Below are 24,354 nucleotides of genomic sequence, written 5' to 3' on the forward strand. Positions count from 1 at the left end.
GGGGAATATGCTACTATTTCCCGCTTGTTCCCTGTTATTTAAGCGCCACTATGAAATTTCCCGGTAAACGCAAATCTAAACACTATTTTCCCGTTAACGCCCGCGATCCGCTGCTGCAGCAAATTCAGCCGGAGAATGAATCCAGCGTCTCCTGGGTGGTCGGTATCGACCAGACGCTGGTGGATATCGAAGCGAAAGTGGATGAGGCGTTTATCGTGCGCTACGGCCTGAGCGCGGGCCATTCGCTGGTGATTGAAGATGACGTCGCCGAGGCGCTGTACCAGGAGCTGGTGCGCAACAATCTCATTACCCATCAGTTTGCCGGCGGCACCATCGGCAATACCATGCACAACTACTCGGTGCTGGCGGACGATCGCTCGGTGCTGCTTGGCGTGATGTGCAGCAATATCGAAATCGGCGGCTATGCCTATCGTTACCTGTGCAATACCTCCAGCCGCACCGATCTGAACTATCTGCAGGGCGTCGACGGCGCCATTGGCCGCTGCTTTACCCTGATCGGTGACAGCGGCGAGCGCACCTTCGCCATCAGCCCGGGCCACATGAACAAGCTGCGTCCGGAAAGCATTCCGGAAGCGGTGATCGCCGGCGCCTCGGCGCTGGTGCTGACCTCTTACCTGGTCCGCTGCAAGCCGGGCGAGCCGATGCCGGACGCCACGATGAAGGCTATTGAGTATGCCAAAAAGCACGATGTGCCGGTGGTGTTAACCCTCGGAACCAAATACGTGATTGCCGATAACCCGGCGTGGTGGCAGGAGTTCCTGCAGGAGCATGTCTCTATTCTGGCAATGAACGAAGAGGAAGGGGAAGCGCTGACCGGCTTTGCCGATCCGCTGTCAGCGGCGAATAAGGCGCTGGACTGGGTCGACCTGGTGCTGTGCACCGCCGGCCCGGCGGGCCTGTATATGGCGGGCTTCACTGAAGAAGAGGCGAAGCGTAAAACCCAGCATCCGCTGCTGCCGGGGGCGATCCCGGAGTTTAACCAGTTTGAATTCAGCCGCGCGATGCGTCACCAGGATTGCGTTAATCCGCTGCGCATATATTCCCATATCGCTCCCTATATGGGCGGCCCCGAGAAGATCATGAACACCAACGGCGCAGGCGACGGCGCGCTGGCGGCGCTGCTGCATGACATCACCGCCAATAACTACCACCGCAATAACGTCCCCAACTCCAGCAAGCACAAATGCAAATGGCTGACCTACTCCTCGCTGGCGCAGGTGTGTAAATATGCCAACCGCGTGAGCTATCAGGTGCTGAACCAGCACTCGCCGCGTTTAACCCGCGGCCTGCCGGAGCGTGAGGACAGCCTGGAAGAGGCGTACTGGGATCGGTAAGCGCGTCCCTCTCCCGGCGGGGAGAGGGCAGTACATCAGCCGGTGACCACTTCGCCAGCCGGTGGCGTTTCCAGAAGCCGCAGCATGGCGCGGGCAATTTCCCGTTCGCCCATCACCACCTGATTGGCTCCGCGATCGATAATGTAGTCCACTTCGTCATCATAATGGGCGCGGGCGATAATCTCGATATTCGGACATTTTTCCCGTGCGGAAGCGACAATCTCTCCGGCCTCGTAGCCGTTAGGGATTGTCAGCAGCAGCCAGCGGGCGCAATCGAGATGCGCCAGCTCCATGATCTCTTCATTGGCGGCATTGCCGAGCACCGCGCTGATCCCGCGCTCGCGTAGCTCATCCACGCGGGTGCGCGAGGTTTCAACCACCACCAGCGGGATCCCCTGGGCCATCAGCTTCTCGCCCAGCAGGCTGCCGACGCGGCCGAAGCCGACCAACAGCGCGTGGTTGCAGATATCGACCGGCACCTGCTTCTCGTCTTCCAGGACCTCTTCCAGCGTCTGCTCGTCGAGGGTTTCGGTTTTATCGAGATATTTTTCCAGCAGGGTAAACAGCACCGGGTTGAGCATAATTGAGATGATCGCCCCGGCCAGCACCAGATTTTGTCCGGCCTGCGGCAGCAGGTTAAGCGCCATTCCCAGGCCGGCGAGAATAAAGGCAAACTCGCCAATCTGCGCCAGGCTGGCGGCGATGGTCAGCGCGGTGCGCGGCGAGTGACCAAACATCCGCACAAGGAAAAAGGCGGCTGCGGATTTACCAAAGATAATAATCGCCAGCGTCGCCAGCACCGCCAGCGGCTGTTGGACCAGCACCATCGGGTCAAATAGCATGCCGACGGAGACGAAGAACAGCACCGCGAAGGCGTCGCGCAGCGGCAGGGTGTCATGGGCGGCGCGGTGGCTGAGCTCGGATTCGTTAAGCACCATGCCGGCAAAGAAGGCGCCGAGGGCAAAAGAGACATCAAACAGCTCCACGGCGCCGAAGGCGATGCCCAGCGCCAGGGCCAGCACCGACAGAGTGAACAGCTCGCGTGAGCCGGTGGCGGCGCTGCGCGACATGATCCACGGCACCAGCCGGCGGCCAACCAGCATCATAATGGCGATAAAGGCCACCACTTTGCCAATGGTGATCCCGAGGTCGAGGGCCAGGGACGCGAAGCCGACGTTGCCTTTCTCCGCCATACCGGCAATCGCCGGCAGCAGGACCAGCGTCAGGACCATCACCAGGTCTTCCACAATCAGCCAGCCGATGGCGATTTGCCCGCGCTGGCTGTCAATCAGTTGTCGTTCCTCCAGCGCGCGCAGCAGCACTACGGTACTGGCGGTGGAGAGGCACAGGCCAAAGACGATGCCGGTCATCAGCGACCAGCCGAGGGCGGCGGAGAGCGCCATACCCAGCAGCGTCGCCACGGCTATCTGGGCGATGGCCCCGGGGATGGCGATCGATTTTACCGCCATCAGGTCTTTAAGTGAGAAATGCAGCCCGACGCCGAACATCAGCAGAATGACGCCAAGTTCCGCCAGTTCCGGAGCCAGTTTGGTGTCAGCAACAAAGCCAGGGGTGAAAGGTCCGGCCAGCACGCCCGCTAAGAGATATCCCACCAGAGGAGAAATACGTAGCTTATTGGCAATCATGCCGAGAATAAAGGCGAGCACGAGGCCGCCGACAATGGTGGTGATAAGCGGTGTTGCGTGGTGCATTCCGTCTCCTTTCCAGTGGTGTATCGGTCCATTTTGCTACCCTGTCCGGGTAATAGTTTATGACAAAAACGTTCACTTTGTTTATGAATAATTCTTGAGTTGTGCAAAAAAATGCAATTAGCCGATGAAAAGGCACAGAAGGGAAAATGGCGGGGGGAAATCGTGGAACAGGCTGATGACACAAGGGTTAACGGCGGCCAAGGTTGCACTTTGGCCGCCGAATAATCAGGCTTTTTGCCGGTTATCAGGAAGGAATATCGTCAGGAATCCCAGCAGCGGCAGGAAGGCGCAGATTTTATAAACCAGATCGATGCTGGTATGGTCCGCCAGCAGGCCTAACACCGCGGCGCCAAGGCCGCCCATGCCAAAGGCGAAGCCGAAAAACAGGCCAGAAACCATGCCGATGCGTCCCGGCAGCAGTTCCTGCGCATAGACCAGAATAGCGGAAAAGGCCGAGGCGAGGATAAAACCAATGATCACCGTTAAAATCCCCGTCCATTCAAGGCTGGCGTAGGGTAAAACAAGGGTGAAAGGCGCTACGCCGAGGATAGAACCCCAAATCACATATTTACGCCCAATTTTATCGCCAACAGGCCCGCCAATTACCGTCCCGGCAGCCACTGCGAACAGGAAGGCAAACAGATGAAGCTGGGCGTTTTGCACCGTTAAGCCGAATTTATGCATCAGATAAAAGGTGTAATAGCTGCTAATGCTCGCCATATAGAAATATTTCGAGAAAATCAGCATCAGCAGAATGCCTACCGCCAGAATGACCTTCTTGCGCGGCAGCGGATTAACGATGGCCGGTTTCGGTTTGCCCTTATTCATTCGATGCTGCGCGGCATACCAGCGGCTGATTTGCGACAGCACGACAATAGCCAGCAGAGCGGCCAGCACAAACCAGGCGACGTTGCCTTTGCCGTACGGGGCGATGATCACCGCCGCCAGCAATGGGCCAAGCGAGCTGCCGAAGTTGCCGCCCACCTGGAACAGCGACTGGGCCAGGCCGTGACGGCCGCCGGAGGCCATCCGCGCTACGCGGGACGATTCCGGATGGAAAACCGAGGAGCCGGTACCTACCAGCGCGGCGGCCAGCAGCACCATGCCGAAGCTACCGGCCAGCGCGAGGAGAATCAAACCGCAGAGGGTGAAGCACATGCCCACCGGCAGCGACCACGGCATCGAGCGTTTATCGGTGATGTAGCCAATCACCGGCTGGAATAGCGATGAGGTGAGCTGGAAGGTCAGGGTGATCATGCCGATCTGCACGAAGGTAAGGGAGAACTCCGCCTGCAGCAGCGGGTAGATAGCGAGAATAAGCGACTGGATCATATCGTTAAGCAAATGGGACAGGCTGATCGCGCCTAAGATGCCAAACGAGGTGCGTGCTTTTTGCGGCGGCGCAGCGGGGCCGGACAAGGGTTGAGCGGTCTGATTGATTGCCATAGGTTCACGTCACTTTTTTATATAGCTTTCGTCTTTTGTCCGCCATGGCGACTGCCCTGATTTTCCCGGCTACTGCATGGGAAATATGACGAACGGGCTGACGCAATGCCATACAACGCGAAGGCGTATAGAGGATGCAGGTAGAATTATTATCCGACTAACATACCTGTTGATAAGGTTTGAAGGAAGTCGCAATTCTGAAAACATATTTGTCAACGCGACTAACTCGCTATACTTTCGGCACTTGGGATTAAGTCAGGGAGTGAAGCATGCATTATTTCAAACACAGCGTAGCGCTGGCGCTATTCGCCGCTTTATCGCTGGGCAGCCTGTCGGCACAGGCCTATGAGCAGGATAAAACCTATAAAATTACCATCCTGCACACCAACGATCACCACGGCCATTTCTGGCGCAATGACTACGGCGAATATGGCCTGGCGGCGCAGAAAACGCTGGTCGATGGCATCCGTAAAGAGGTGGCGGCGGAAGGGGGAAGCGTCCTGCTGTTATCCGGCGGCGATATTAATACCGGCGTACCGGAGTCTGATTTACAGGATGCAGAGCCCGATTTTCGCGGCATGAACCTGATCGGCTACGACGCGATGGCGGTGGGAAACCATGAATTCGATAATCCGCTGAGCGTACTGCGCCAGCAGGAAAAGTGGGCTAAGTTCCCGTTCCTGTCGGCCAATATTTATCAGAAAAGCACCGGCGAACGGCTGTTCAAACCCTGGGCGTTGTTTAAGCGCGGTGGGCTGAAAATCGCGGTGATTGGCTTAACCACCGACGATACGGCCAAGATTGGCAATCCGGAATATTTCACCGATATTGAATTCCGCAAACCGGCGGAAGAGGCGAAGCTGGTTATCCAGGAGCTGCAGCAGAATGAAAAGCCGGACGTGATCCTGGCCACCACCCATATGGGCCATTACGACAATGGCAACCACGGCTCTAACGCGCCGGGCGATGTTGAAATGGCGCGGAGTTTACCTGCGGGATCGCTGGCGATGATCGTCGGCGGTCACTCGCAGGATCCGGTATGCATGGCGGCGGAAAATAAAAAGCAGGTCGATTATGTGCCAGGCACCCCGTGCGCTCCGGATCGTCAGAACGGCATCTGGATCGTCCAGGCGCATGAGTGGGGCAAATACGTCGGCCGCGCCGATTTTGAGTTCCGCAACGGCGAGATGAAGCTGGTGCACTATCATCTGATCCCGGTCAACCTGAAGAAAAAAGTGACTTACGATAACGGCCAAAGCGAGCGGGTGCTGTATACGCCGCAGATCGCCGAGAACCCGCAGATGATGTCGCTGCTGACGCCGTTCCAGAACAAAGGCAAGGCGCAGCTGCAGGTCAAAATCGGCAGCGTGAATGGTCATCTGGAGGGCGACCGCAGTAAAGTGCGCTTTGTGCAGACCAATATGGGCCACCTGCTGCTGGCGGCGCAAATGGCGCGCAGCAACGCGGATTTCGCGGTGATGAGCGGCGGCGGGATCCGCGACTCCATTGAGGCGGGGGATATCACCTACAAAGATGTGATGAAGGTCCAGCCGTTCGGCAATGTGCTGACCTATGTCGATATGAACGGCAAGGAGGTAGTGGATTACCTGACCGCCGTCGCGCAGATGAAGCCGGATTCCGGCGCTTATCCGCAGTTTGCCAACGTCAGTTTCGTGGCCAAAGACGGTAAGCTGAACGATCTGAAAATCAAAGGCGAACCGGTGGATCCGGCGAAGACCTATCGGATGGCGACGCTGAGCTTTAACGCCACCGGCGGCGATGGCTATCCGAACATCGCCGATAAACCCGGGTATGTGAATACCGGCTTTATCGATGCCGAAGTGCTGAAAGAGTATATCGAGAAGAACTCGCCGCTGGATGCCGCCGCCTATGAGCCGAAAGGCGAGGTGAGCTGGCAGTAAGCCTGGGCTTCAGGTTGGCTATTTCCCCGGTGGCGCTACGCTTACCGGGGCTACAAGTTGGGTATCCCGGATAAGGCGCGTGCGCCGCTATCCGGGATCGTTTTATCAATCGCGGCGGGCGATATCGGCGAACTTCGCATCGAGAAGCTGCGCCAGATCGCTGGCCGCCAGCTCAATATCCAGCCCGCGTTTGCCGCCGGAAATATAGATGGTGGCAAATTCCTGCGCCGGGGCGTCAATCACCGTCGGCAGGCGCTTCTTCTGCCCCAGCGGACTGATGCCGCCCACCAGATAGCCGGTGATACGCTGCGCCACCATCGGGTCGGCCATGTCGACTTTCTTAGCGCCCAGCGCTTTCGCCACTTTCTTCAAATCCAGCTGCCCGGCGACCGGAGTGACGGCCACCGCCAGATGCTTCATATCGCCGTTCACGGCGACCAGCAAGGTCTTGTAAACCTGGTCGGCATTGAGGCCGAGCTTGCGCACCACTTCATCTCCGAAGTTGGTCTCATTGGGATCGTGATCGTAACTGTGGATCTGAAAGGAAATTTTGTTTTTTTCGAGTAATTTAACGGCGGGAGTCATAGCTATCCTTCTTACCAACCGGTTTTGCGTGACGTCAGAATACGCCCGCAGGTTGTCTAAAAAATAGTACCATCTTGCGCAATAGTGTTGGCAGTGATGGTCACTTTGAGCGACAATCAGACGATCCGGGATGCAAATCCCGGGATAATAATAATGATGAAATTCCTCTTTGACGGGCCAATAGCAATATTGGCCATTTTTTTTATGTCAGCATATCCGGCAGATTCCCTTCGCCATACAGGTGCAGCGCGCCGACGGCAACCACGTAGCGCCCCGGCGGCAAGGCCAGCAGCGTCTCGCGCCAGGCGAGGTTGCGCTGGTGCATCAGCACATCATATAAAGACTGGCTAAAGGTCGTCGGCAGCGATACCGCGCCGCGCGACGGCGGTTGCTCCAGCCACCAGCCGATCATGACCTGCAGTAAACGGGCGTTGGTGCGCCAGTGGGTCAGTGTATCCTCCAGCAGCGCCATCCCCCCGTCGGGCAGATCGCGCAGCAGCGCGATTTGGCTGTCGGCGCCTTCCAGCTCCATCACCGCTATGTTGCTCTCGCGGGCGGCCATCAGCAACTGATAATCGATGCCGTAATCCGGTCGCAGCCCCAGCTTCTGCGCCTGGGTGGCCTGCAGGACCATCGCCACCTGCCACAGCGGCTGGCTGTCGAACAGCCCGACCGACAGGCCCAGCTCGCCGGCTCGCGCCTCTAGCTCGCTCAGCTGCGCATCGCTCAGGCGTTCCGCCAGCGGTGGGTAAGTGGGGAGATTGCTAAACGGGGTTTCATTGCCGCTGATATCGGCCTCGACGATTAACGCATCGGCCTGGCGTATTTTTTTCAGAAGCTTCGCCGGCGGCGGCGCCATGTCGCGGGTGCCCATATGGATACTGCCGACGAGGTGCAAATAGCGTTCGCCGGGCAGGACGATATCCATCGCAGGCCAGGAATAAGACGAGCCGACGGCGGCTCGCCACAGCATTTTTATCCGGTTTAACAGGCCCATACGCGCTCCGAAGTGTGAGGACTTCATGCTAGCGCATATGGTGATACACGTCACCCTTCCGGCGAGCTTTTCTTGTCCCGGCAAAAAAACGGGCGCCGAACAACGTCGGCGCCCGTTTCATCTGACGGCGTTTACTCTTTTGGTTTAAAGCGCAGCAAGCGGTTGGCGTTACTCACCACGGTGATCGACGACAGCGCCATCGCCGCGCCGGCGACCACCGGGTTGAGCAGGGTGCCGGTCAGCGGCCAGAGGATCCCGGCGGCAATCGGGATACCCAGCGAGTTGTAGACAAACGCGCCCAGCAGGTTCTGCTTCATATTGCGTAACGTTGCTTTCGAAATCGCCAGCGCATCGGCCACGCCGTGAAGACTATGGCGCATCAGGGTGATCGCCGCGGTTTCAATAGCGACATCGCTGCCGCCGCCCATGGCGATCCCGACATCCGCCTGGGCCAGCGCCGGGGCGTCGTTAATCCCATCGCCAACCATCGCCACTTTGTGCCCCTGGCTCTGCAGACGCTTAATGGCATCGGCTTTACCGTCCGGCAGCACGCCGGCGATCACTTCATCAATGCCGGCTTCTTTGGCGATAGCCTTCGCGGTGGTGGGGTTATCCCCGGTAAGCATCACCAGCCGGTAGCCCTGCCGATGCAAACGCGCCAGGGCGTCGACGCTGTCTTCGCGCAGCGGGTCGCGGATGGCGAACAGCGCGGCGGCCTGACCATCCACCGCCAGCAGCACCGGTGTGGCGCCGCGTGAGGCCTGGGCTGTCATCTCGCTTTCCACCTCGGCGGTATTGATATGCTGCTCGTTGAGCAGCGCCTGGTTACCGAGCAGCAGACGATGACCTTCCGCCTCGCCGCTGACGCCAAGGCCGCGCAGGGTGCGGAAGCCGCTGACTTCCGGCAATGGGCCGTCGGCAGCTTTATCAAGGATCGCTCGCGCCAGCGGATGGCTTGAGCCCTGCTCCAGCGCGGCGGCAAGACGCAGCGCGGTATGCTCATCAACGCCAGCGAAAGTTTTCACCGCCACCACCTGCGGCTTGCCTTCGGTCAGGGTGCCGGTTTTATCGAACACCAGGGTGTCGAGTTCACTGGCGCGCTGCAGCGCATCGGCATCGCGCACCAGCACGCCGTACTCCGCCGCCCGGCCAACGCCGGAGATAATCGACATCGGCGTCGCCAGGCCTAAGGCGCACGGACAGGCGATAATCAGTACCGTGGTGGCAATGACCAGGGTATAGACGATCTGCGGCGCCGGGCCGAAGAAGTACCAGATCGCAGCGCTAATCAGCGCAATGACGACCACCGCCGGAACAAATACGGCGGAGATTTTATCCGCCAGCTGGCCGATCTCCGGTTTGCTGCTCTGCGCCTGGCGCACCATGCGGATAATTCTTGCCAGCGTGGTCTGGCTGCCGACGGCGCTGGCGGTAAACAGCACGCTGCCATCCTGCACCACGGTCCCGGCGTGAATGGCGTCGCCATCGCCTTTTTGCTGCGGCACCGGTTCGCCGGTGAGCATCGCTTCATCAAACCAGGCTTCGCCCTGGCTTATCATGCCGTCGACCGGGACGCGGTCGCCGGTAGTCAGGCGCAGCGTCATGCCCGCCTGAACTTCCGCGAGCGGCAGATCTTTCTCGCCCTCGGGCGTGACGACCCGCGCCGAAGGCGGCGTCAGGTCGAGCAGTTTTTCCAGCGCTTTCGAGGAGCGCTGACGCGCGCGGGCCTCCAGCATATGGCCGAGGTTAATCAGGCCGATAATCATCGCGCTGGCTTCGTAATAGAGATGGCGGGCTTCCATCGGGAACCACTGCGGCCACAGGTTGACGCTCATCGAGTACAGCCAGGCGACGCCGGTGCCGAGCGCCACCAGCGTGTCCATGGTGGCGGTGCCGTTTTTCAGGCTTTTCCACGCGCTGCGGTAGAAGTGGCCGCCGGCGAAGACCATGACGGCGAGGGTGACAAGGCCGATAACCAGCCACAGCGAACGGTTTTCGTCGCTGACCATCATGTTATCGCCGATCATGCCCCAGACCATCACCGGCACGCCGACCAGCAGGGCGACAATCGCCTGCCAGCGAAAACGCTTCATCGTCGCGAGGGCGGTTTCCTGCTGGCGTTCGCGGCGTTGCAGATCGTCTTCGATCGCCTCCGCGCCATAGCCGGCTTTCTCCACCGCCTGCACTAATTCTGCGGCGGACGCACTGCCCATCACTAGCGCCGTGCGTTCCGCCAGGTTAACCCGCGCCTGTGAGACGCCCGGCACCGCGGCAAGCGCGTTTTGTACCCGGGAGACGCAGCTGGCGCAGCTCATGCCGTTGATCAGCAGCTGTTGACTGTCATCTTCGTCATGGGCTGCCGGAAGCTCAGGAGTGGCCGCTGTCAGTGCTTCCGACGGGATTGATGATTCTGCCAGCGGTTTAGCCTTTGGGTGGCTGAGCTCCGCGCCGTATCCGGCTTGTTTAACGGTATCAATCAGCGCTTGCGCGCTGGCGCTGCCCGTCACATGGGCTTCAGTGAGGGTTACTTCCGCTTGCTCAACGTCAGGACGCTGCTCCAGACTCTCTTTCACGCGTTTGACGCAGTGGCCGCAGGAGAGGCCATCCAGCGTCAGGTCGATAGTGTTAGACATAAATAACTCCTGAATAATTTTCCGGTCAACGATTGACCAGACCCACTCTTTCATCGAGTATTAAGAAGGTTAAACCTTCCAGCAAGGGGAAGGTCAAGGAGAAAAAATGAATATCAGCGATGTGGCGAAAAAAACCGGCTTAACCAGCAAAGCGATTCGTTTTTATGAAGAGAAGGGGCTGGTGACGCCGCCGTTGCGGAGCGAAAACGGCTACCGCACCTATAGCCAGCAGCATCTCGATGAACTGACGCTGCTGCGCCAGGCGCGGCAGGTGGGGTTTAACCTGGAAGAGTGCCGCGAGCTGGTGGCACTGTTCAACGACCCGTCGCGGCACAGCGCCGATGTGAAAAAACGCACGCTGGAGAAAGTGGCGGATATCGAGAACCATATCCGCGAGCTGCAAAATATGCGCGCGCACCTGCTGGCGCTGGCCGAATCCTGCCCCGGCGACGACAGCGCGGAGTGCCCGATTATCGATAATCTTTCCGGCTGCTGCCATCGCAAGGCGCAGGCTTAACGGACGGCGGGTCTGATTCGTAGCGTAATCCCTTCTACGGCAATCACTTCAACCTTGCTGCCCGCCGCGAAGTCTTCATCGGCAATCACCGGCCAGGAGCTGTCGCCCACGCGGACGTGGCCGCGGCCGTTCACCAGCGGGGCATCCAGCGTCAGGCGGCGGCCCACCAGTTGCTGCCCGCGCTGGTTGAGCTGGGCATCGGCCGGGCGCTGCGTTTTGACGCGCTTGCGCAGCCATTTCGACCACAGCCACGCCGCCAGCAGGGTGAGAACGGCAAACAGCGTGCCTTGCCATTCCCAGCTCAGCGGCAGGAGCCAGGTCAGGGCGCCGGTCACCACGCCGGCGACGCCGCTCCACAGCAGGTATCCGCTGCCGCCCAGCATCTCGGCCGCCAGCAGCAGCCCGCCGAGGCTTAGCCAGAACAGATGGGGGTGTGCGAGGATCATGCCGATCATGATTTTTTCCGATCGCCAGCGCCTTCTTTGATCAGCTCGCTGATCCCGGCGATCGATCCCATCAGGCTGCTGGCATCCAGCGGCATCAATACCACTTTGCTGTTGTTAGCGGCGCCAATCTGCTGCAGCGCATCGGTGTATTTCTGCGCCACGAAGTAGTTGATCGCCTGAATATCGCCTGAGGCGATCGCCGAGGAGACCATTTGGGTGGCGCGGGCTTCCGCTTCGGCGGACCGTTCGCGAGCCTCCGCCTGCAGGAACGCGGACTGCCGTTCGCCCTCGGCCTTGAGGATCTGCGACTGCTTTTCCCCTTCCGCTTTCAGAATTTCCGCCTGTCGCACCCCTTCGGCCTCAAGGATGTACGCGCGTTTGGTACGTTCGGCTTTCATCTGGGCGTTCATCGAGGCGATAAGCTCCGCCGGCGGGCGAACGTCGCGAATTTCGACGCGGGTGATTTTCACCCCCCACGGGTTGGTGGCGTCGTCAACGATATGCAGCAGGCGGGTGTTAATGCTGTCGCGCTGGGAGAGCATTTCGTCCAGCTCCATTGAGCCGAGCACGGTACGGATGTTGGTCATCGTCAGGTTGACGATCGCCTGCTCAAGATTGCTGACCTCGTAGGCGGCCTTTGGCGCGTCGATCACCTGAATAAAGCAGACCGCGTCGATGGTGACGTTGGCGTTATCCCGGGAGATAACCTCCTGCGAGGGGATATCGAGCACCTGCTCCATCATGTTCACTTTGCGGCCGATACGGTCCATAAACGGCACGACTAAGCTTAATCCCGGCTGCAGCGTCTGGGTAAAACGCCCGAAGCGCTCCACCGTCCACTGGTAGCCCTGCGGGACAATTTTCACCGCCGCGGCCACAATAACCAGCGCGACGAAAATAAGGATAGGAATAAAAATTAGCATCAAAAACCTCCTGTCTTGTTGCCTGGCGGGGCGCTACAAGGAAATAGCGCATGTTTAAACTGAGTATATCTTTCTCCTCATCCTGGAGAAAGGAAAGTGCGGTAAACTAGCGGTGTTTCAGAAAATAATCAGGAAGACTCATGAAGGAAAATAACGCGCTTTTGCGTCTCGACGGTGTGGGGTTTAAGACCGACGACGCCGTTATTTTACACAATATCAATTTTCAGCTTCGCGCCGGAGAATTCAAGTTGATTACCGGCCCTTCCGGCTGCGGGAAAAGTACCTTGCTGAAGATTATCGCCTCGCTGCTCAGCCCAACCTCCGGGCGCCTGTTCTTCGACGATGCGGATGTCGCGACGCTGTCGCCGGAAAGGTATCGCCAACAGGTCTCTTACTGCGCGCAGACGCCGGCCCTGTTCGGTGATTCGGTTTACGATAATCTGATTTTTCCGTGGCAGATCCGCAATAAACAACCGGATCCGCAGGCGCTGCTGGCCGACCTTCAGCGCTTTGGCCTTGACGAAAATATGCTGGAAAAATCCATTAACGAACTCTCCGGCGGGGAAAAGCAGCGCGTATCGCTGATCCGCAATCTACAATTTCTGCCGCGCGTGCTGCTGCTGGACGAAATTACCAGCGCGCTGGATGAAAGTAATAAACAGAATGTGAATGAAATTATTCATGGCTACGCAACGGAAAAACAGGTCGCTGTTCTGTGGGTCACCCACGATCGCAATGAAATTTCGCATGCCGATGAAGTGATTACGCTGCAACCTGCCGGCGGAAATATGCAGGAGGTACAGCATGAACGGGCATAACATTACGAACGAATCGCTGGCGCTGTCGATGGTGCTGGTGCTGATCGCTATTCTGGTCAGCTATCGGGAAAAGCTGGCGCTGGAAAAAGATATTATCTGGAGTATTTGCCGGGCGATCGTGCAGCTGATAATCGTCGGCTATGTGCTGAAATATATCTTTAACGTCAATCATGCGGTTCTGACGCTGTTGATGGTGCTGTTTATCTGCTTTAACGCGGCGTGGAATGCGAAGAAGCGCAGTAAATATATCGACAAAGCTTTTATCTCGTCGTTTATCGCCATCACTACTGGCGCTGGACTAACGCTGGCGGTACTGGTGTTTTCTGGCTCGATCGCCTTCGTGCCGATGCAGGTGATCCCGATTGCCGGGATGGTGGCCGGGAACGCCATGGTGGCGGTGGGGCTGTGCTACAACAATATGGGCCAGCGCTTCAGCAGCGAGCAGCAGCAGATTCAGGAGAAACTGAGCCTCGGCGCGACGCCGAAGATGGCCTCAGCGCGGCTGATTCGCGAGAGTATTCGCGCGTCATTGATTCCCACCGTCGATTCGGCGAAAACGGTCGGTCTGGTGAGCTTGCCTGGGATGATGTCGGGGCTGATTTTTGCCGGTATTGACCCGGTGAAGGCGATTAAGTACCAGATCATGGTGACCTTTATGCTGCTGTCGACCGCCAGCCTGTCGACGATTATCGCCGGCTATCTGACCTACCGGAAGTTCTTCAACGCCCGCCATCAGCTGGTGGTGACGCAGCTGAAAAAGCGCCCGTGAACGATCCCGGGTTGCGGCGTTCACGCCTTACCCGGGCTACTTAGGCTACGTTCTGCATAGTTCGCGTAGCCCGGATAAGCGCAGCGCTATCCGGGGAAGGCAACGGATTAGTACAGCAGCGAATAGAGCTGACGACGATATTTGGCGGCCAGCGCATCGCCGGTACCGAGGGCGGCGAGGATCTCCTGCAGCATCTTGCGCGCCTGGCCATCGCCGGCGCCTAAATCTTTCTGCAGATGGCTGAACAGCAGGGCCAGCGCTTCTTCATTACGCCCGACCTGATGCAGCTGCAGCGCCAGCTGGGAGGCCAACTGCGCATCCTCCGGATTCTGTTCCACCTGCTGCTGCAGCTGCTGGATTTCCGGGGTGTCGGCGGCCTGTTTGAGCAGCTCAATCTGCGCCACCAGACCCTGATAGTGGGTATCCTGATCCTGCAGAGGAATGGTTTTCAGCACGCTTTCCGCTTCATCGGAACGGTGCAGAGCAATCAGCGTTTCCGCCAGCAGCAGGCCAATCTGGCTTTCCTGATTCGACAGCTGCCAGGCTTCCTTCAGCAGCGGCAGGGCATCGGCGTATTTTTCTTCCTGCATCAGGGCCAGCGCCTGCTGAGCTTTCAGCTCCTCTTCACGGGGCAGGACTTTATCCAGCAGGGCGCGGATCGCTTCTTCCGGCTGCGGGCCTTCAAAACCATCCACCGGCTGGCCGTTCTGGAACAGATAAACCGTTGGGATGGCGCGCAGACCAAACTGTGAAGCGAGCATCTGCTCGGCGTCGCAATCGACCTTCGCCAGCGTGAACTGGCCGTTGTATTGGGCTGCCAGGCGCTCGAGCACCGGGGTCAGCTGTTCGCAGTGCTGGCTGCGGGCAGACCAGAAATAAAACAGCACCGGAACGTTCATGGACTGCTGTAGCGTCTGCTGCAGGTTCGCTTCGCTAATGTTGACAATATTCTGTTCGGACATGGGCATTTCTCGTTAGTCGATTTCTGTTTTACATGGGGGCGGCATTCCGCGCTTCAACTCAGCCGTGGATAATTTTGTCCATCGCGCGGGCAGGCAGCAGGCGCTTAAGCAGCGCCACCGCGTGGGTGACCAGGGTGACCGGATAGCGCAGCTTTGGTTTATCGCTGGTAAAAGCATGGCGCACTTTTTCCACCACCGCCTCCGGCCCGAGGGTAAAGCGGGCGGCGATACCCGGGTTTTCTACGGGCTTATCGCTTTGCGTCTGGTTGACGTTATCGGTAAAGCGGGTGCGGATCGGGCCCGGTTCAATCAGGCTGACCTGAATACCGCTGTGGCGCAGCTCCATGCGCAGCGCGTCGGACCACGCCTCGAGGGCATATTTACTGGCGGCATAGGCTCCGCGGCCGGGACTGGCGATAAGCCCCATCACCGAGGAGGTCATCACGATGCGCCCTTCGCCGTGCGGCGTCATCGCCGGCAGCAGCAGCATGGTGAGCTGATGCGCGCCGAAAAAGTTAGCGGAAAATTGCTGTTCCATCTGCTGGCGGCTGATGGTGTTCAGCGGGCCATAGACGCCATACCCGGCGTTATTGAACAGGCCGTAGAGACGATTATCGGTCAGCGCAATCACCTCCGCTGCCGCGCGCTCCACGCTCTGCGGGTCATCCAGATCGAGCAAAATACCGGTTAGCCCCAGCTCCTGCATCCGCGCGACATCCTCTGCTTTGCGGCAGGCCGCCAGCACGCGAAAGCCCTGGCGGGTTAAATCCAGCGCGCTTTCCAGACCAATTCCGCTGGAACAGCCTGTCACTAAAACCGTTTTTTGCATAACTTTACCTGTCAGCGACCCCTGGCGTTCAGGAGTCATGATTAACTAAGGGAGCCAGCCGCTTCGCCATCCAGTCGGCGATAAACGGCTGCGCGTCGCGATTTGGGTGAATGCCGTCGTCCTGCATCCATTGCGGCTTGAGATAGACCTCCTCCATAAAAAAGGGCAGGAGAGGAATAGCGAACTCTTTGGCCAGGGCCGGGTAAATCGCGCCGAAGGCTTCATTATAGCGGCGGCCATAGTTCGCCGGCAGGTGAATTTGCATCAGCAGCGGCTCGGCGTTGGCCGCTTTGATATCTTTAATAATGGTGCGCAGCGTCTGCTCGGTCTGCTGCGGCGGAAAACCGCGCAGTCCGTCATTGCCGCCGAGCTCAACCAGCACCCAGCGCGGCTGGTGCTGCTTAAGCAGCGCTGGCAGGCGAGCCAACCCCTGCTGCGAGGTATCGCCGCTGATGCTGGCGTTCACCACCGGCGTTTTCGCCTGCCACTGCTCATTGAGCAGCGCAGGCCAGGCGGCGTTGGCCGCCATCCGATAGCCAGCGCTCAGGCTGTCGCCGAGGATCAGCAGCGTGTCCGCCGCCATCGCGCGGCAGGTAAACAGGAACAACAACAGGAAAGGCACATGCCAGCGGAAAACATACTTGAAGTTCATCATCTTAAGAAGTCCGTCGGTCAGGGGGAGCATCAGCTCTCCATCCTTACCGGAGTTGAGCTGGTTGTCAAACCGCGGCAGACCATCGCCCTGATCGGCGAGTCGGGTTCCGGTAAATCGACCCTGCTGGCGATCCTCGCCGGCCTCGACGATGGCAGCAGCGGGGAAGTATCGATGCTGGGCAAACCGCTGCACCGGATGGATGAAGAGGCGCGGGCGGCGCTGCGGGCGCAGCACGTTGGTTTTGTTTTTCAGTCGTTTATGCTGATCCCGACGCTCAACGCCCTGGAGAACGTCGAGCTGCCGGCGCTGTTGCGCGGCGCCAGCGATAGCCAGAGCCGGGGCGATGCCCGCGCGCTGCTTGAGCAGCTGGGACTTGGCAGACGCCTGCACCACCTGCCGGCGCAGCTCTCCGGCGGCGAACAGCAGCGGGTGGCGCTGGCCCGGGCCTTTAACGGGCGCCCGGCCATTCTGTTCGCCGATGAGCCCACCGGCAACCTCGATCGCCAGACCGGGGACAAAATTGCCGATCTGCTGTTCTCGCTTAATCGCGAACACGGCACCACCCTGATCCTCGTCACTCACGATCCGCTGCTGGCGGCGCGCTGCGATCGCCGTCTGCGCCTGGTGGATGGCCAGCTGCGGGAGGAAGCATGATCGCCCGCTGGTTCTGGCGCGAATGGCGCTCGCCGTCGCTGCTGATCGTCTGGCTGGCGTTAAGCCTCGCCGTGGCCTGCGTGCTGGCCCTGGGGTCGATAAGCGATCGGATGGAGAAAGGCCTTAGCCAGCAAAGCCGTGAGTTTATGGCCGGCGACCGTACGCTGCGCAGTTCGCGCGAGGTACCCGCCGAGTGGATCGCACAGGCGCGGAAGTCAGGGCTGACCGTCGGCGAGCAGCTGAGCTTTGCCACCATGACGTTCGCCGGGGATACGCCGCAGCTGGCGGACGTTAAGGCGGTGGACGACCGCTATCCGCTGTATGGCACCCTCGAAACGCAACCGCCGGGGCTGAAGCCGCAGGCGGGGAGCGTGCTGCTGGCGCCAAGGCTGATGGCGCTCCTGAACCTGAAAACCGGCGATACGATTGACGTTGGCGATGCCACGCTGCGCATTGCCGGGGAGGTGATTCAGGAGCCGGATGCAGGGTTTAACCCCTTCCAGATGGCGCCGCGACTGATGATGAATATGGCCGACGTGGCAAAAACCGGGGCCGTGCAGCCCGGCAGTCGCGTCGCATGGCGCTATAAGTTCGCCGGCGACGCTGAACAGCTCGCCAATTATGAGCAGTGGCTGCTGCCGAAGCTCGGCCCGGAGCATCGCTGGATTGGCCTTGACCAGGACGACAGCGCGCTGGGCAAATCCCTCGAACGCTCGCAGCAATTCCTGTTGTTATCCGCGCTGTTGACGCTGCTGCTGGCCGTCGCCGCAGTGGCGGTAGCGATGAGCCACTACTGCCGCAGCCGCTATGATCTGGTCGCCATACTCAAGACGCTGGGCGCCGGAAGGTCGCAGCTGCGCAAGCTTATCGTCGGCCAATGGCTGCTGCTGTTGACGCTGTCGGTGATAACCGGCGGGGGGGCGGGCCTGGCGCTGGAGCGTCTGCTGCTGCTGGTGCTCAAACCGGTGCTGCCCGCCGCGTTACCCGCTGCCAGCGGTTGGCCGTGGCTGTGGGCTATCGGGGCGACAGGCGTCATTTCCCTGCTGGTGGGCCTGCGACCCTATCGACTGCTGCTGGCGACCCTGCCGCTGCGAGTGCTGCGTCAGGATGTGGTGGCTAACGTCTGGCCGTTGAAAATCTGGATCCCGGCGGTTAGCGTCGTGGTGGTGGGCCTGTTGGCCTGGCTGCTGGGCGGCAGCCCGCTGCTGTGGTCGGTGCTGGCCGGGGCGGTGGTGCTGGCGCTGCTGTGCGGCCTGGTGGGCTGGGGATTGCTGTGGCTGCTCAAACGCCTGACGCTCAAAGCCTTGCCGCTGCGCCTGGCGGTGAACCGCCTGCTGCGCCAGCCGTGGTCGACCCTCAGCCAGCTGGCGGCGTTTTCCCTGTCGTTTATGCTGCTGGCGCTCCTGTTGGTGCTGCGCGGCGATCTGCTTGACCGCTGGCAGCAGCAGTTGCCCCCGCAGAGCCCGAACTACTTTCTGATCAATATCGCCCCTGAGCAGATAGTGCCGGTGAAGACCTTCCTCGCCGAACACCAGACGCGGGCGGCGGAATTCTATCCGATCGTCCGGGCCCGTCTGACGCAGATCAACGGTCAGTCCACGGACGGAAACAAAGACGAAGCGCTGAATCGCGAGCTTAATCTCACCTGGAGCGAACAGCGTCCGGATCATAATCCGCTAGTGGCCGGCAGCTGGCCGCCGAAGCCGGGCGAGGTATCGATTGAGGAGGGGCTGGCGCAGCGGCTGGGGATAAAGATCGGCGATACGGTGACCTTTACCGGCGATACCCAGAAGTTCAGCGCGAAGGTCAGCAGCGTGCGCACAGTAGACTGGGAGAGCCTGCGGCCAAACTTCTTCTTTATTTTCCCCGCCGGGGCGCTGGACGGGCAGCCGCAGAGCTGGCTCACCAGCTTCCGCTGGGATAACGGTCCCGCGATGTTGACCCAGCTGAACCGCGAGTTTCCCACCGTCAGTCTGCTGGATATCGGCGCCATCCTGCGTCAGGTCGGCCAGGTGCTCTCCCAGGTCAGCCGGGCGCTGGAGGTGATGGTGGGCCTGGTGACAGCCTGCGGCGTGCTGCTGTTGCTGGCGCAGGTGCAGGTCGGTATGCGTCAACGCCATCAGGAGCTGGTGGTCTGGCGCACGCTGGGGGCAGGAAAATCGCTGCTGCGCGCTACGCTGTGGGCGGAGTTTGCCCTGCTGGGGCTGGTTTCCGGCCTGGTGGCGGCGATAGGCGCGGAAGTGGCGCTGGCGATGCTGCAGACGAAAGTCTTTGATTTTCCCTGGGCGCCGGACTGGCGCCTGTGGGTGTTGCTGCCGCTGACGGGAGCGGTGTTGTTATCCCTGTGCGGCGGCGGGCTGGGGCTGCGTCTGTTAAAAGGAAAAGCGCTATTCCGCCAGTTTAGCCAGTAAGAATATTGCATTTTGATGATGCGCCGCCGTTTTTGGCGGCGCTTTTATTTTAAACGCACAAATTGATAAATCATTGATTTTTAAGAGCACAAAACATTAAAAACCCAACAACACGCTATGCTGATTCGCGGTTAATATTCAACTGGAAAATATAAGGTGGCTTATTAATCAAGGAAAAACTATGGCACACACAATAAAAGCGCTGGCGATCTCGATCGGCGCAGCATTAGCGTTAACGTCATTGCCTTCCCACGCGGAGATTACGCTGCTGAAACAAGATCCGCAGGCGGGCGATCCGTTAAGCCGGCTTAACTTTACCGTCGGCGGCAGTATCCGGCCGCAGTTCAACATGATGACCGGCGATGGCGACAAAGGCTCCTATAAGCGTAACGGTTTTGACGGCGGCACCCGCTTCCGCTTCGCGGCGGATTACTACCTGTTCGATGATATTAGCTGGATCAGCTACTATGAGCTGGGCGTGAACATTCCGGCGCTGTTTGACTGGGATAACCACTACGCGGAAGGCGCGAACAATACCACCCGCCGCATGCTGTATACCGGCCTGAAAAGCGATACCTGGGGTACGTTAACCTACGGGCAGCAGAACAGCATTTACTATGATGTGGTGGGGGTGAAAACCGATATCTGGGACTACGATATGATCGGTCAGGCCCCGGGGAACGGTATTAATGGCGATTACGATGGCTCCTATCGTTCACGTAATATGCTGAAATATAAGAAAACTGTAGGTGATGTCGATCTTTACGGCTCTTATCTGTTCGAAGACAGCGAATACCTGCCGGGTAACGGCCTGCGTTACAAGCGTAAAGGCGGTGGTTCTGTTGGCGCGGACTACCACATCATGAAGGATCTGACCTGGGGTACCGCGTGGAACTACACCCGCGCCGAAATGCGCGACCCGTCAAGCGCCGACAGCAAAACCTATGACCAGAATATCGTCGGTACCGCGCTGAGCTGGACCCCGGATAACTGGACCTTCTCCTTCGGCGGCGGCTGGTATCAGAACTTCCTCACCACCAAGAAAACCGATGTGCATAATTACTTTGCCGGTGACGCCTGGGGGATTGAATATTTTGCGGGCTATAAATTCCCGATCAATCAATACGCTGTTAAATCTATTCAGCCGTACTTTATGGGCGACCGTCTGGAATATGTGAACGGCCGCAACTATCAGCGTATCGATAACGGTCTGGGGATTAGCTTCCAGCTGGATTACGGTTTCCGCGTTGACTACGAACACGTGTTTACCTCCAGCACCGACAACCTTGGCGATATGAACCTGGTCCGTCTGCGCTACGACTTCTAAGCGGTCACAACTCCCCGGTCGCGCGCGCTTACCGTGGCTACAAATCGCGCCGACCGGTAGCCCGGCTAAGGCGTTTACGCCGCAAGCCGGGACAATAGAGCATGCGATTACTTCGCCAGCCAGGCTGCGACCTCCTGCCAGCTGCCGCGAAAGAGAATTTTCCCGGCTTTTTTCCCCAACTGATAGCGATACATCGGGTCGTAGTATTCTTCCAGCAGCGGTACCAGCCAGGCAAAGTGCGCCTCGGTGCTGGCGGTGCGCTGCTGCTGCACCAGCGCCTCATCGAGCCGTTCAGTGAGCTGAGCAAAACGCTGCAGCCCCAGGCGACGGCGGATGGCAAACAGGCCGTGATGCAGATACTCGCCGTATGCCTGCCAGCCTTTCTCTTCGCCATACGCGGCGATAAAGTCGCGATACATGCGATCGAAATACTCTTCGCGCAGCCGTTCGAGGCGAACGTCAAACGGATCTTCCACCACCGCCAGCGGCGACTGCGCCATGCGGAGGCGCAGGCTCTCCGGTAGATGATTGGCGCCGATCATATGGCCTTCATCTTCCAGCACCCAGCGGGTCTGCTGTTCGGCTTTTTTAAGCAGGCTGACCGCCAGGTGGTTTTCAAAGGTGGCCTGCGGATGCTGATCCTGCAGGGTTCGACCGAATGAAGAACCGCGGTGATGAGCAAGCCCTTCCAGGTCGATACCGTCCGGGCGTGAGCAGACCAGCTGAGTTTTACCGTTGCCGGTGCAGCCGCCAATCAGCACGATCGGGCGCTGCACCAGTTCGTCGGTGGCCTGGATCGCCGCCTGGCGTAGCGCTTTATAGCCGCCGACGATCAGGGGGTAATCCACGCCAGCTTCTTTCAGCCACTGCTGGACGATATGCGAGCGCTGGCCGCCGCGGGCGCAGCACAGGTAACCGTGTGGGTAACGGGCGCACGCTTCCAGCCACGCCTGAGTACGGCTGGCGCGCAGGTCACCCTGGACCAGTTTATGGCCGAGCGCCAGCGCCGCTTCCGGCCCCTGACGCTTGTAGCAGGTGCCGACCGCGGCGCGTTCTTCATCATTCATCAGCGGCAGGTTGATCGCCGCCGGCATCGCGCTTTGGCTAAACTCCACCGGGGCGCGTACGTCAATCAGTGGCGTATCGCTGGCGAGAATGGCGCGATAATCCGTCCCATTGGTCATGGGGTATCCTCTGAAGTCAAAACAGAAATGAGCTTTACAGCAAGGGGGGGATTGTACGCGCCTCAAGGTGTGCCGGGGAAGGGGATAGATCAAATCCCCGGCACGAAGGGCTTAGCTGAGCTGCGATTGCGCCCAGAACAGGCCGCTGGTGTACTCCGGCGGCAGCAGCGGCTTGATCGCTTCCAGCGTCGCGCTCAGGCGATCGGTATCGCTGTCGGTGAGGTTCAGGTGGCCGACTTTACGACCCGGGCGCACCTCTTTGTCATACCAGTGCAGGTGCACCAGCGGCAGCTTCAGCCAGTCGTAGTTAAGATCGGTGCCGATCAGGTTGATCATCACCGACGGGCTGTTGACCACCGGCGGCGGCAGCGGCAGGCCGGTAATCGCCCGCAGATGCAGCTCGAACTGGCTGATAGACGCCCCGTTCTGCGTCCAGTGGCCGCTGTTGTGCACCCGCGGCGCCAGCTCGTTAATCAGCAGCCCCTCGGCGGTAACGAAGCACTCCATCGCCATCACGCCGACATAGTTCAGCTCGTTCATGATCGCCGTCAGCATGCTTTCCGCCTGTTCCTGCTGGCGAGCGTTGGCCTGCGGGAAGGCGACGCTGGCGCGCAGAATACCGTCCTGATGCAGGTTACGGGTCAGCGGGTAGAAGACGGTGCTACCGTCATGAGCGCGGGCGCCTACCAGCGATACCTCGCCGGAGAAGTTAATCCCCTGCTCGACGATGCACTCGCCGTAGTTATCGGCCGGTAGCTGATCGATCTCGTTTTCCCGCAGACGCCACTGGCCGCGGCCGTCGTAACCGCCAACGCGACGCTTAACGATCGCCAGTTCGCCAAGGCGAGCAAACACCGCCGGCCACTCGCTTTTATCCGCCAGCAGTTGCCACGGGGCGGTGGCGAGGCCAAGCTTGTCAAACAGCTGCTTTTGCGTCAGGCGGTCGGCGATAATCGGGAAGACATCGCGGTTGACGAACGCCGGGTGGCGGGCCAGCTCGCGGGTGAGGGCGGTTTCCGGCCAGCGTTCAATTTCTGCCGTGATGACGCTCTGCTGGAACGGCACCGCTTCCGGGTCGGCTTCCAGGCCGACCGGCCAAACGGCGATGCCCAGCGGCTCGCCGGCCTGGCGCAGCATACGGCCTAACTGGCCGTTACCGAGCACGCATACCTGTTTCATGCCGCACCCCGCGGATCCGGATTATCCAGCACTTCATCGGTTTGCGCCTGACGCCAGGCGCTCAGGCGATGGTGCAGTTCTGCATCATGCTGGGCAAGGATCTGCGCGGCGAGCAGGCCGGCGTTCGCAGCGCCAGCTTTGCCGATGGCCAGGGTACCGACCGGAATGCCGCGCGGCATCTGCACAATGGAGTAGAGGCTGTCGACACCGCTTAAGGCTGCGCTCTGAACCGGTACGCCGAGCACCGGCACCAGGGTTTTCGCCGCAATCATGCCCGGCAGATGCGCCGCGCCGCCTGCTCCTGCAATAATCACCTGATAACCGTGGCTTTCGGCGCTTTCAGCAAAGCTGAACAGCTTATCGGGCGTGCGGTGGGCGGAGACCACTTCGACATGGTACGGAACGTTCAGGGCATCAAGGATTTCTGCGGTAAATTGCATGGTAGCCCAGTCGCTTTTGGACCCCATCACGATGGCGATACGCGCCGAATTATTGCGGGAAGACATGCGTCTTAAAACTCCTGTGGGTGTGTTTCACACTGCTTTAGAGGCCACAGAGAATAGCATGAACTGCCAGCAAGGAAAACGGTTGCGTGCGCATGGTTAGCCGTCTTTTGTCTCGCCTGGAGGTGATGGCGTGGGTGCCTGATTGACCTTTATCTCCCTCATGATACAGGTGATAAGCAGCACTAACCCCCACGGGAGCATCAGGGTGCACATAAGCAGTAAATAGATTTGTACCAGCCGGCTATCGTGAGGGCGGGTGCAGAGCAAATAAATGGCATAAAAATAGATAGCCCACGCCAGCATCGCACACCAGACAAACGTCAGCGTGTTGCCGATAACGACGCCGATTAAGGCGATATAACTTACCCCTAACGGATTGAGGATCGCGATGATCATTCCCCACATCAGCGGCTGACTCCACTTTTTCCTGCTCATGCTCGTTCCTTGAGAGTGACGTTGTGGAAGACTAGCATGCAGGGCGGGGGGAAGCGCGCACCTACGCCCGGGCAAAAGGCGCTTTCGGA

Annotated in this window: 23 protein-coding genes; 8 read left to right on the top strand and 15 right to left on the bottom strand. The window is 59.4% G+C overall.

What is annotated here, in order from left to right; genetic code table 11:
* Positions 1-50 precede the first annotated feature (50 nt).
* On the top strand, positions 51-1,355 hold the full coding sequence (locus KHQ26_RS13205; protein ID WP_002892192.1) for an inosine/guanosine kinase: 1,305 nt from the start codon (positions 51-53) through the stop codon (positions 1,353-1,355).
* A gap of 35 nt (positions 1,356-1,390) precedes the next feature.
* Here the strand turns inward: KHQ26_RS13205 and ybaL are convergent, their stop codons facing one another.
* On the bottom strand, positions 1,391-3,067 hold the full coding sequence (ybaL, locus tag KHQ26_RS13210; RefSeq protein ID WP_002892195.1) for a YbaL family putative K(+) efflux transporter: 1,677 nt from the start codon (positions 3,065-3,067) through the stop codon (positions 1,391-1,393).
* A 225-nt stretch (positions 3,068-3,292) separates the two neighbouring features.
* Positions 3,293-4,513 carry an MFS transporter gene (locus KHQ26_RS13215; protein WP_004147385.1) on the bottom strand — a complete coding sequence of 407 codons (1,221 nt, stop codon included), beginning with the start codon at positions 4,511-4,513 and terminating at the stop codon, positions 3,293-3,295.
* Positions 4,514-4,782: 269 nt separating this feature from the next.
* Here KHQ26_RS13215 and ushA point away from each other — a divergent pair, with 269 nt between their 5' ends.
* On the top strand, positions 4,783-6,435 hold the full coding sequence (gene ushA / locus KHQ26_RS13220; RefSeq protein ID WP_004177226.1) for a bifunctional UDP-sugar hydrolase/5'-nucleotidase UshA: 1,653 nt from the start codon (positions 4,783-4,785) through the stop codon (positions 6,433-6,435).
* Between the two features lie 105 nt (positions 6,436-6,540).
* On the opposite strand, the gene ybaK is transcribed toward ushA, so the two are convergent.
* The 3 genes from ybaK to copA all read right to left on the bottom strand — a co-directional run bounded on the left by ybaK (position 6,541) and on the right by copA (position 10,650).
* Positions 6,541-7,020 (bottom strand): Cys-tRNA(Pro)/Cys-tRNA(Cys) deacylase YbaK, encoded by a 480-nt coding sequence (gene ybaK / locus KHQ26_RS13225; RefSeq protein WP_002892205.1) that lies wholly within the window; start codon positions 7,018-7,020, stop codon positions 6,541-6,543.
* A 202-nt stretch (positions 7,021-7,222) separates the two neighbouring features.
* Complete coding sequence (locus tag KHQ26_RS13230; RefSeq protein ID WP_004151327.1) at positions 7,223-8,017, bottom strand: TraB/GumN family protein; 795 nt, start codon at positions 8,015-8,017, stop codon at positions 7,223-7,225.
* A 131-nt stretch (positions 8,018-8,148) separates the two neighbouring features.
* Positions 8,149-10,650, bottom strand: a complete 2,502-nt coding sequence (copA, locus tag KHQ26_RS13235) for a copper-exporting P-type ATPase CopA (RefSeq protein ID WP_004177225.1) — start codon at positions 10,648-10,650, stop codon at positions 8,149-8,151.
* Between the two features lie 106 nt (positions 10,651-10,756).
* Here copA and cueR point away from each other — a divergent pair, with 106 nt between their 5' ends.
* Positions 10,757-11,167: a Cu(I)-responsive transcriptional regulator gene (gene cueR / locus KHQ26_RS13240; protein ID WP_002892208.1), complete on the top strand. Its 411-nt coding sequence runs from the start codon at positions 10,757-10,759 to the stop codon at positions 11,165-11,167.
* Here the strand turns inward: cueR and KHQ26_RS13245 are convergent.
* Together KHQ26_RS13245 and KHQ26_RS13250 are read right to left on the bottom strand one after the other, a co-directional pair.
* On the bottom strand, positions 11,164-11,622 hold the full coding sequence (locus KHQ26_RS13245) for an NfeD family protein (RefSeq protein ID WP_004142979.1): 459 nt from the start codon (positions 11,620-11,622) through the stop codon (positions 11,164-11,166). The two genes, cueR and KHQ26_RS13245, sit on opposite strands and share 4 nt — an antisense overlap.
* Complete coding sequence (locus KHQ26_RS13250) at positions 11,619-12,536, bottom strand: SPFH domain-containing protein (RefSeq protein WP_002892258.1); 918 nt, start codon at positions 12,534-12,536, stop codon at positions 11,619-11,621. Before KHQ26_RS13250 ends, KHQ26_RS13245 begins: the two co-directional genes overlap by 4 nt.
* Positions 12,537-12,676: 140 nt before the next feature.
* On the opposite strand from KHQ26_RS13250, the gene fetA reads away from it, so the two are divergent.
* Both fetA and fetB read left to right on the top strand, forming a co-directional pair.
* A complete protein-coding gene (gene fetA, locus KHQ26_RS13255) occupies positions 12,677-13,354 on the top strand; it encodes an iron efflux ABC transporter ATP-binding subunit FetA (RefSeq protein WP_004177224.1) in 678 nt (225 codons plus the stop codon).
* Positions 13,341-14,123 carry an iron efflux ABC transporter permease subunit FetB gene (gene fetB / locus KHQ26_RS13260; protein WP_004177223.1) on the top strand — a complete coding sequence of 261 codons (783 nt, stop codon included), beginning with the start codon at positions 13,341-13,343 and terminating at the stop codon, positions 14,121-14,123. The genes fetA and fetB overlap by 14 nt, the downstream gene beginning before the upstream one ends.
* A 107-nt stretch (positions 14,124-14,230) precedes the next feature.
* Here fetB and KHQ26_RS13265 read toward each other — a convergent pair whose 3' ends face one another.
* The 3 genes from KHQ26_RS13265 to tesA are packed head-to-tail and all read right to left on the bottom strand — an operon-like array spanning position 14,231 to position 16,566.
* The gene (locus KHQ26_RS13265; RefSeq protein ID WP_002892263.1) at positions 14,231-15,085 is read right to left on the bottom strand and encodes a co-chaperone YbbN; all 855 of its coding nucleotides are present in this window, start codon (positions 15,083-15,085) and stop codon (positions 14,231-14,233) included.
* A gap of 58 nt (positions 15,086-15,143) precedes the next feature.
* Entirely contained in the window at positions 15,144-15,953 is an 810-nt protein-coding gene (locus KHQ26_RS13270; protein ID WP_009484702.1) for an SDR family oxidoreductase, read from the bottom strand.
* Positions 15,943-16,566, bottom strand: a complete 624-nt coding sequence (gene tesA, locus KHQ26_RS13275; RefSeq protein WP_004196998.1) for a multifunctional acyl-CoA thioesterase I/protease I/lysophospholipase L1 — start codon at positions 16,564-16,566, stop codon at positions 15,943-15,945. The genes KHQ26_RS13270 and tesA overlap by 11 nt, the downstream gene beginning before the upstream one ends.
* Here tesA and ybbA point away from each other — a divergent pair.
* The gene (gene ybbA, locus KHQ26_RS13280) at positions 16,537-17,223 is read left to right on the top strand and encodes a putative ABC transporter ATP-binding protein YbbA (RefSeq protein ID WP_004151324.1); all 687 of its coding nucleotides are present in this window, start codon (positions 16,537-16,539) and stop codon (positions 17,221-17,223) included. The two genes, tesA and ybbA, sit on opposite strands and share 30 nt — an antisense overlap.
* Positions 17,220-19,634, top strand: a complete 2,415-nt coding sequence (ybbP, locus tag KHQ26_RS13285) for a putative ABC transporter permease subunit YbbP (RefSeq protein ID WP_004177220.1) — start codon at positions 17,220-17,222, stop codon at positions 19,632-19,634. Before ybbA ends, ybbP begins: the two co-directional genes overlap by 4 nt.
* Here the strand turns inward: ybbP and KHQ26_RS13290 are convergent.
* The gene (locus tag KHQ26_RS13290) at positions 19,611-19,724 is read right to left on the bottom strand and encodes a hypothetical protein (RefSeq protein ID WP_004219504.1); all 114 of its coding nucleotides are present in this window, start codon (positions 19,722-19,724) and stop codon (positions 19,611-19,613) included. The genes ybbP and KHQ26_RS13290 overlap by 24 nt on opposite strands.
* Positions 19,725-19,815: 91 nt before the next feature.
* Here KHQ26_RS13290 and KHQ26_RS13295 point away from each other — a divergent pair, with 91 nt between their 5' ends.
* Positions 19,816-20,961: a porin gene (locus KHQ26_RS13295; RefSeq protein WP_004142997.1), complete on the top strand. Its 1,146-nt coding sequence runs from the start codon at positions 19,816-19,818 to the stop codon at positions 20,959-20,961.
* Positions 20,962-21,068: 107 nt separating this feature from the next.
* Here KHQ26_RS13295 and mnmH read toward each other — a convergent pair whose 3' ends face one another.
* The 4 genes from mnmH to KHQ26_RS13315 form a co-directional block, all read right to left on the bottom strand.
* Positions 21,069-22,145 carry a tRNA 2-selenouridine(34) synthase MnmH gene (gene mnmH, locus KHQ26_RS13300; protein ID WP_004151323.1) on the bottom strand — a complete coding sequence of 359 codons (1,077 nt, stop codon included), beginning with the start codon at positions 22,143-22,145 and terminating at the stop codon, positions 21,069-21,071.
* Positions 22,146-22,256: 111 nt separating this feature from the next.
* On the bottom strand, positions 22,257-23,324 hold the full coding sequence (purK, locus tag KHQ26_RS13305) for a 5-(carboxyamino)imidazole ribonucleotide synthase (RefSeq protein ID WP_004143002.1): 1,068 nt from the start codon (positions 23,322-23,324) through the stop codon (positions 22,257-22,259).
* Positions 23,321-23,830 (bottom strand): 5-(carboxyamino)imidazole ribonucleotide mutase, encoded by a 510-nt coding sequence (purE, locus tag KHQ26_RS13310; protein ID WP_004893772.1) that lies wholly within the window; start codon positions 23,828-23,830, stop codon positions 23,321-23,323. Before purE ends, purK begins: the two co-directional genes overlap by 4 nt.
* A 96-nt stretch (positions 23,831-23,926) precedes the next feature.
* On the bottom strand, positions 23,927-24,265 hold the full coding sequence (locus KHQ26_RS13315) for a hypothetical protein (RefSeq protein ID WP_020803889.1): 339 nt from the start codon (positions 24,263-24,265) through the stop codon (positions 23,927-23,929).
* Positions 24,266-24,354: the final 89 nt, after the last annotated feature.

The sequence above is a fragment of the Klebsiella sp. 10 genome (assembly GCF_018223925.1).
Classification (GTDB): domain Bacteria; phylum Pseudomonadota; class Gammaproteobacteria; order Enterobacterales; family Enterobacteriaceae; genus Klebsiella; species Klebsiella pneumoniae.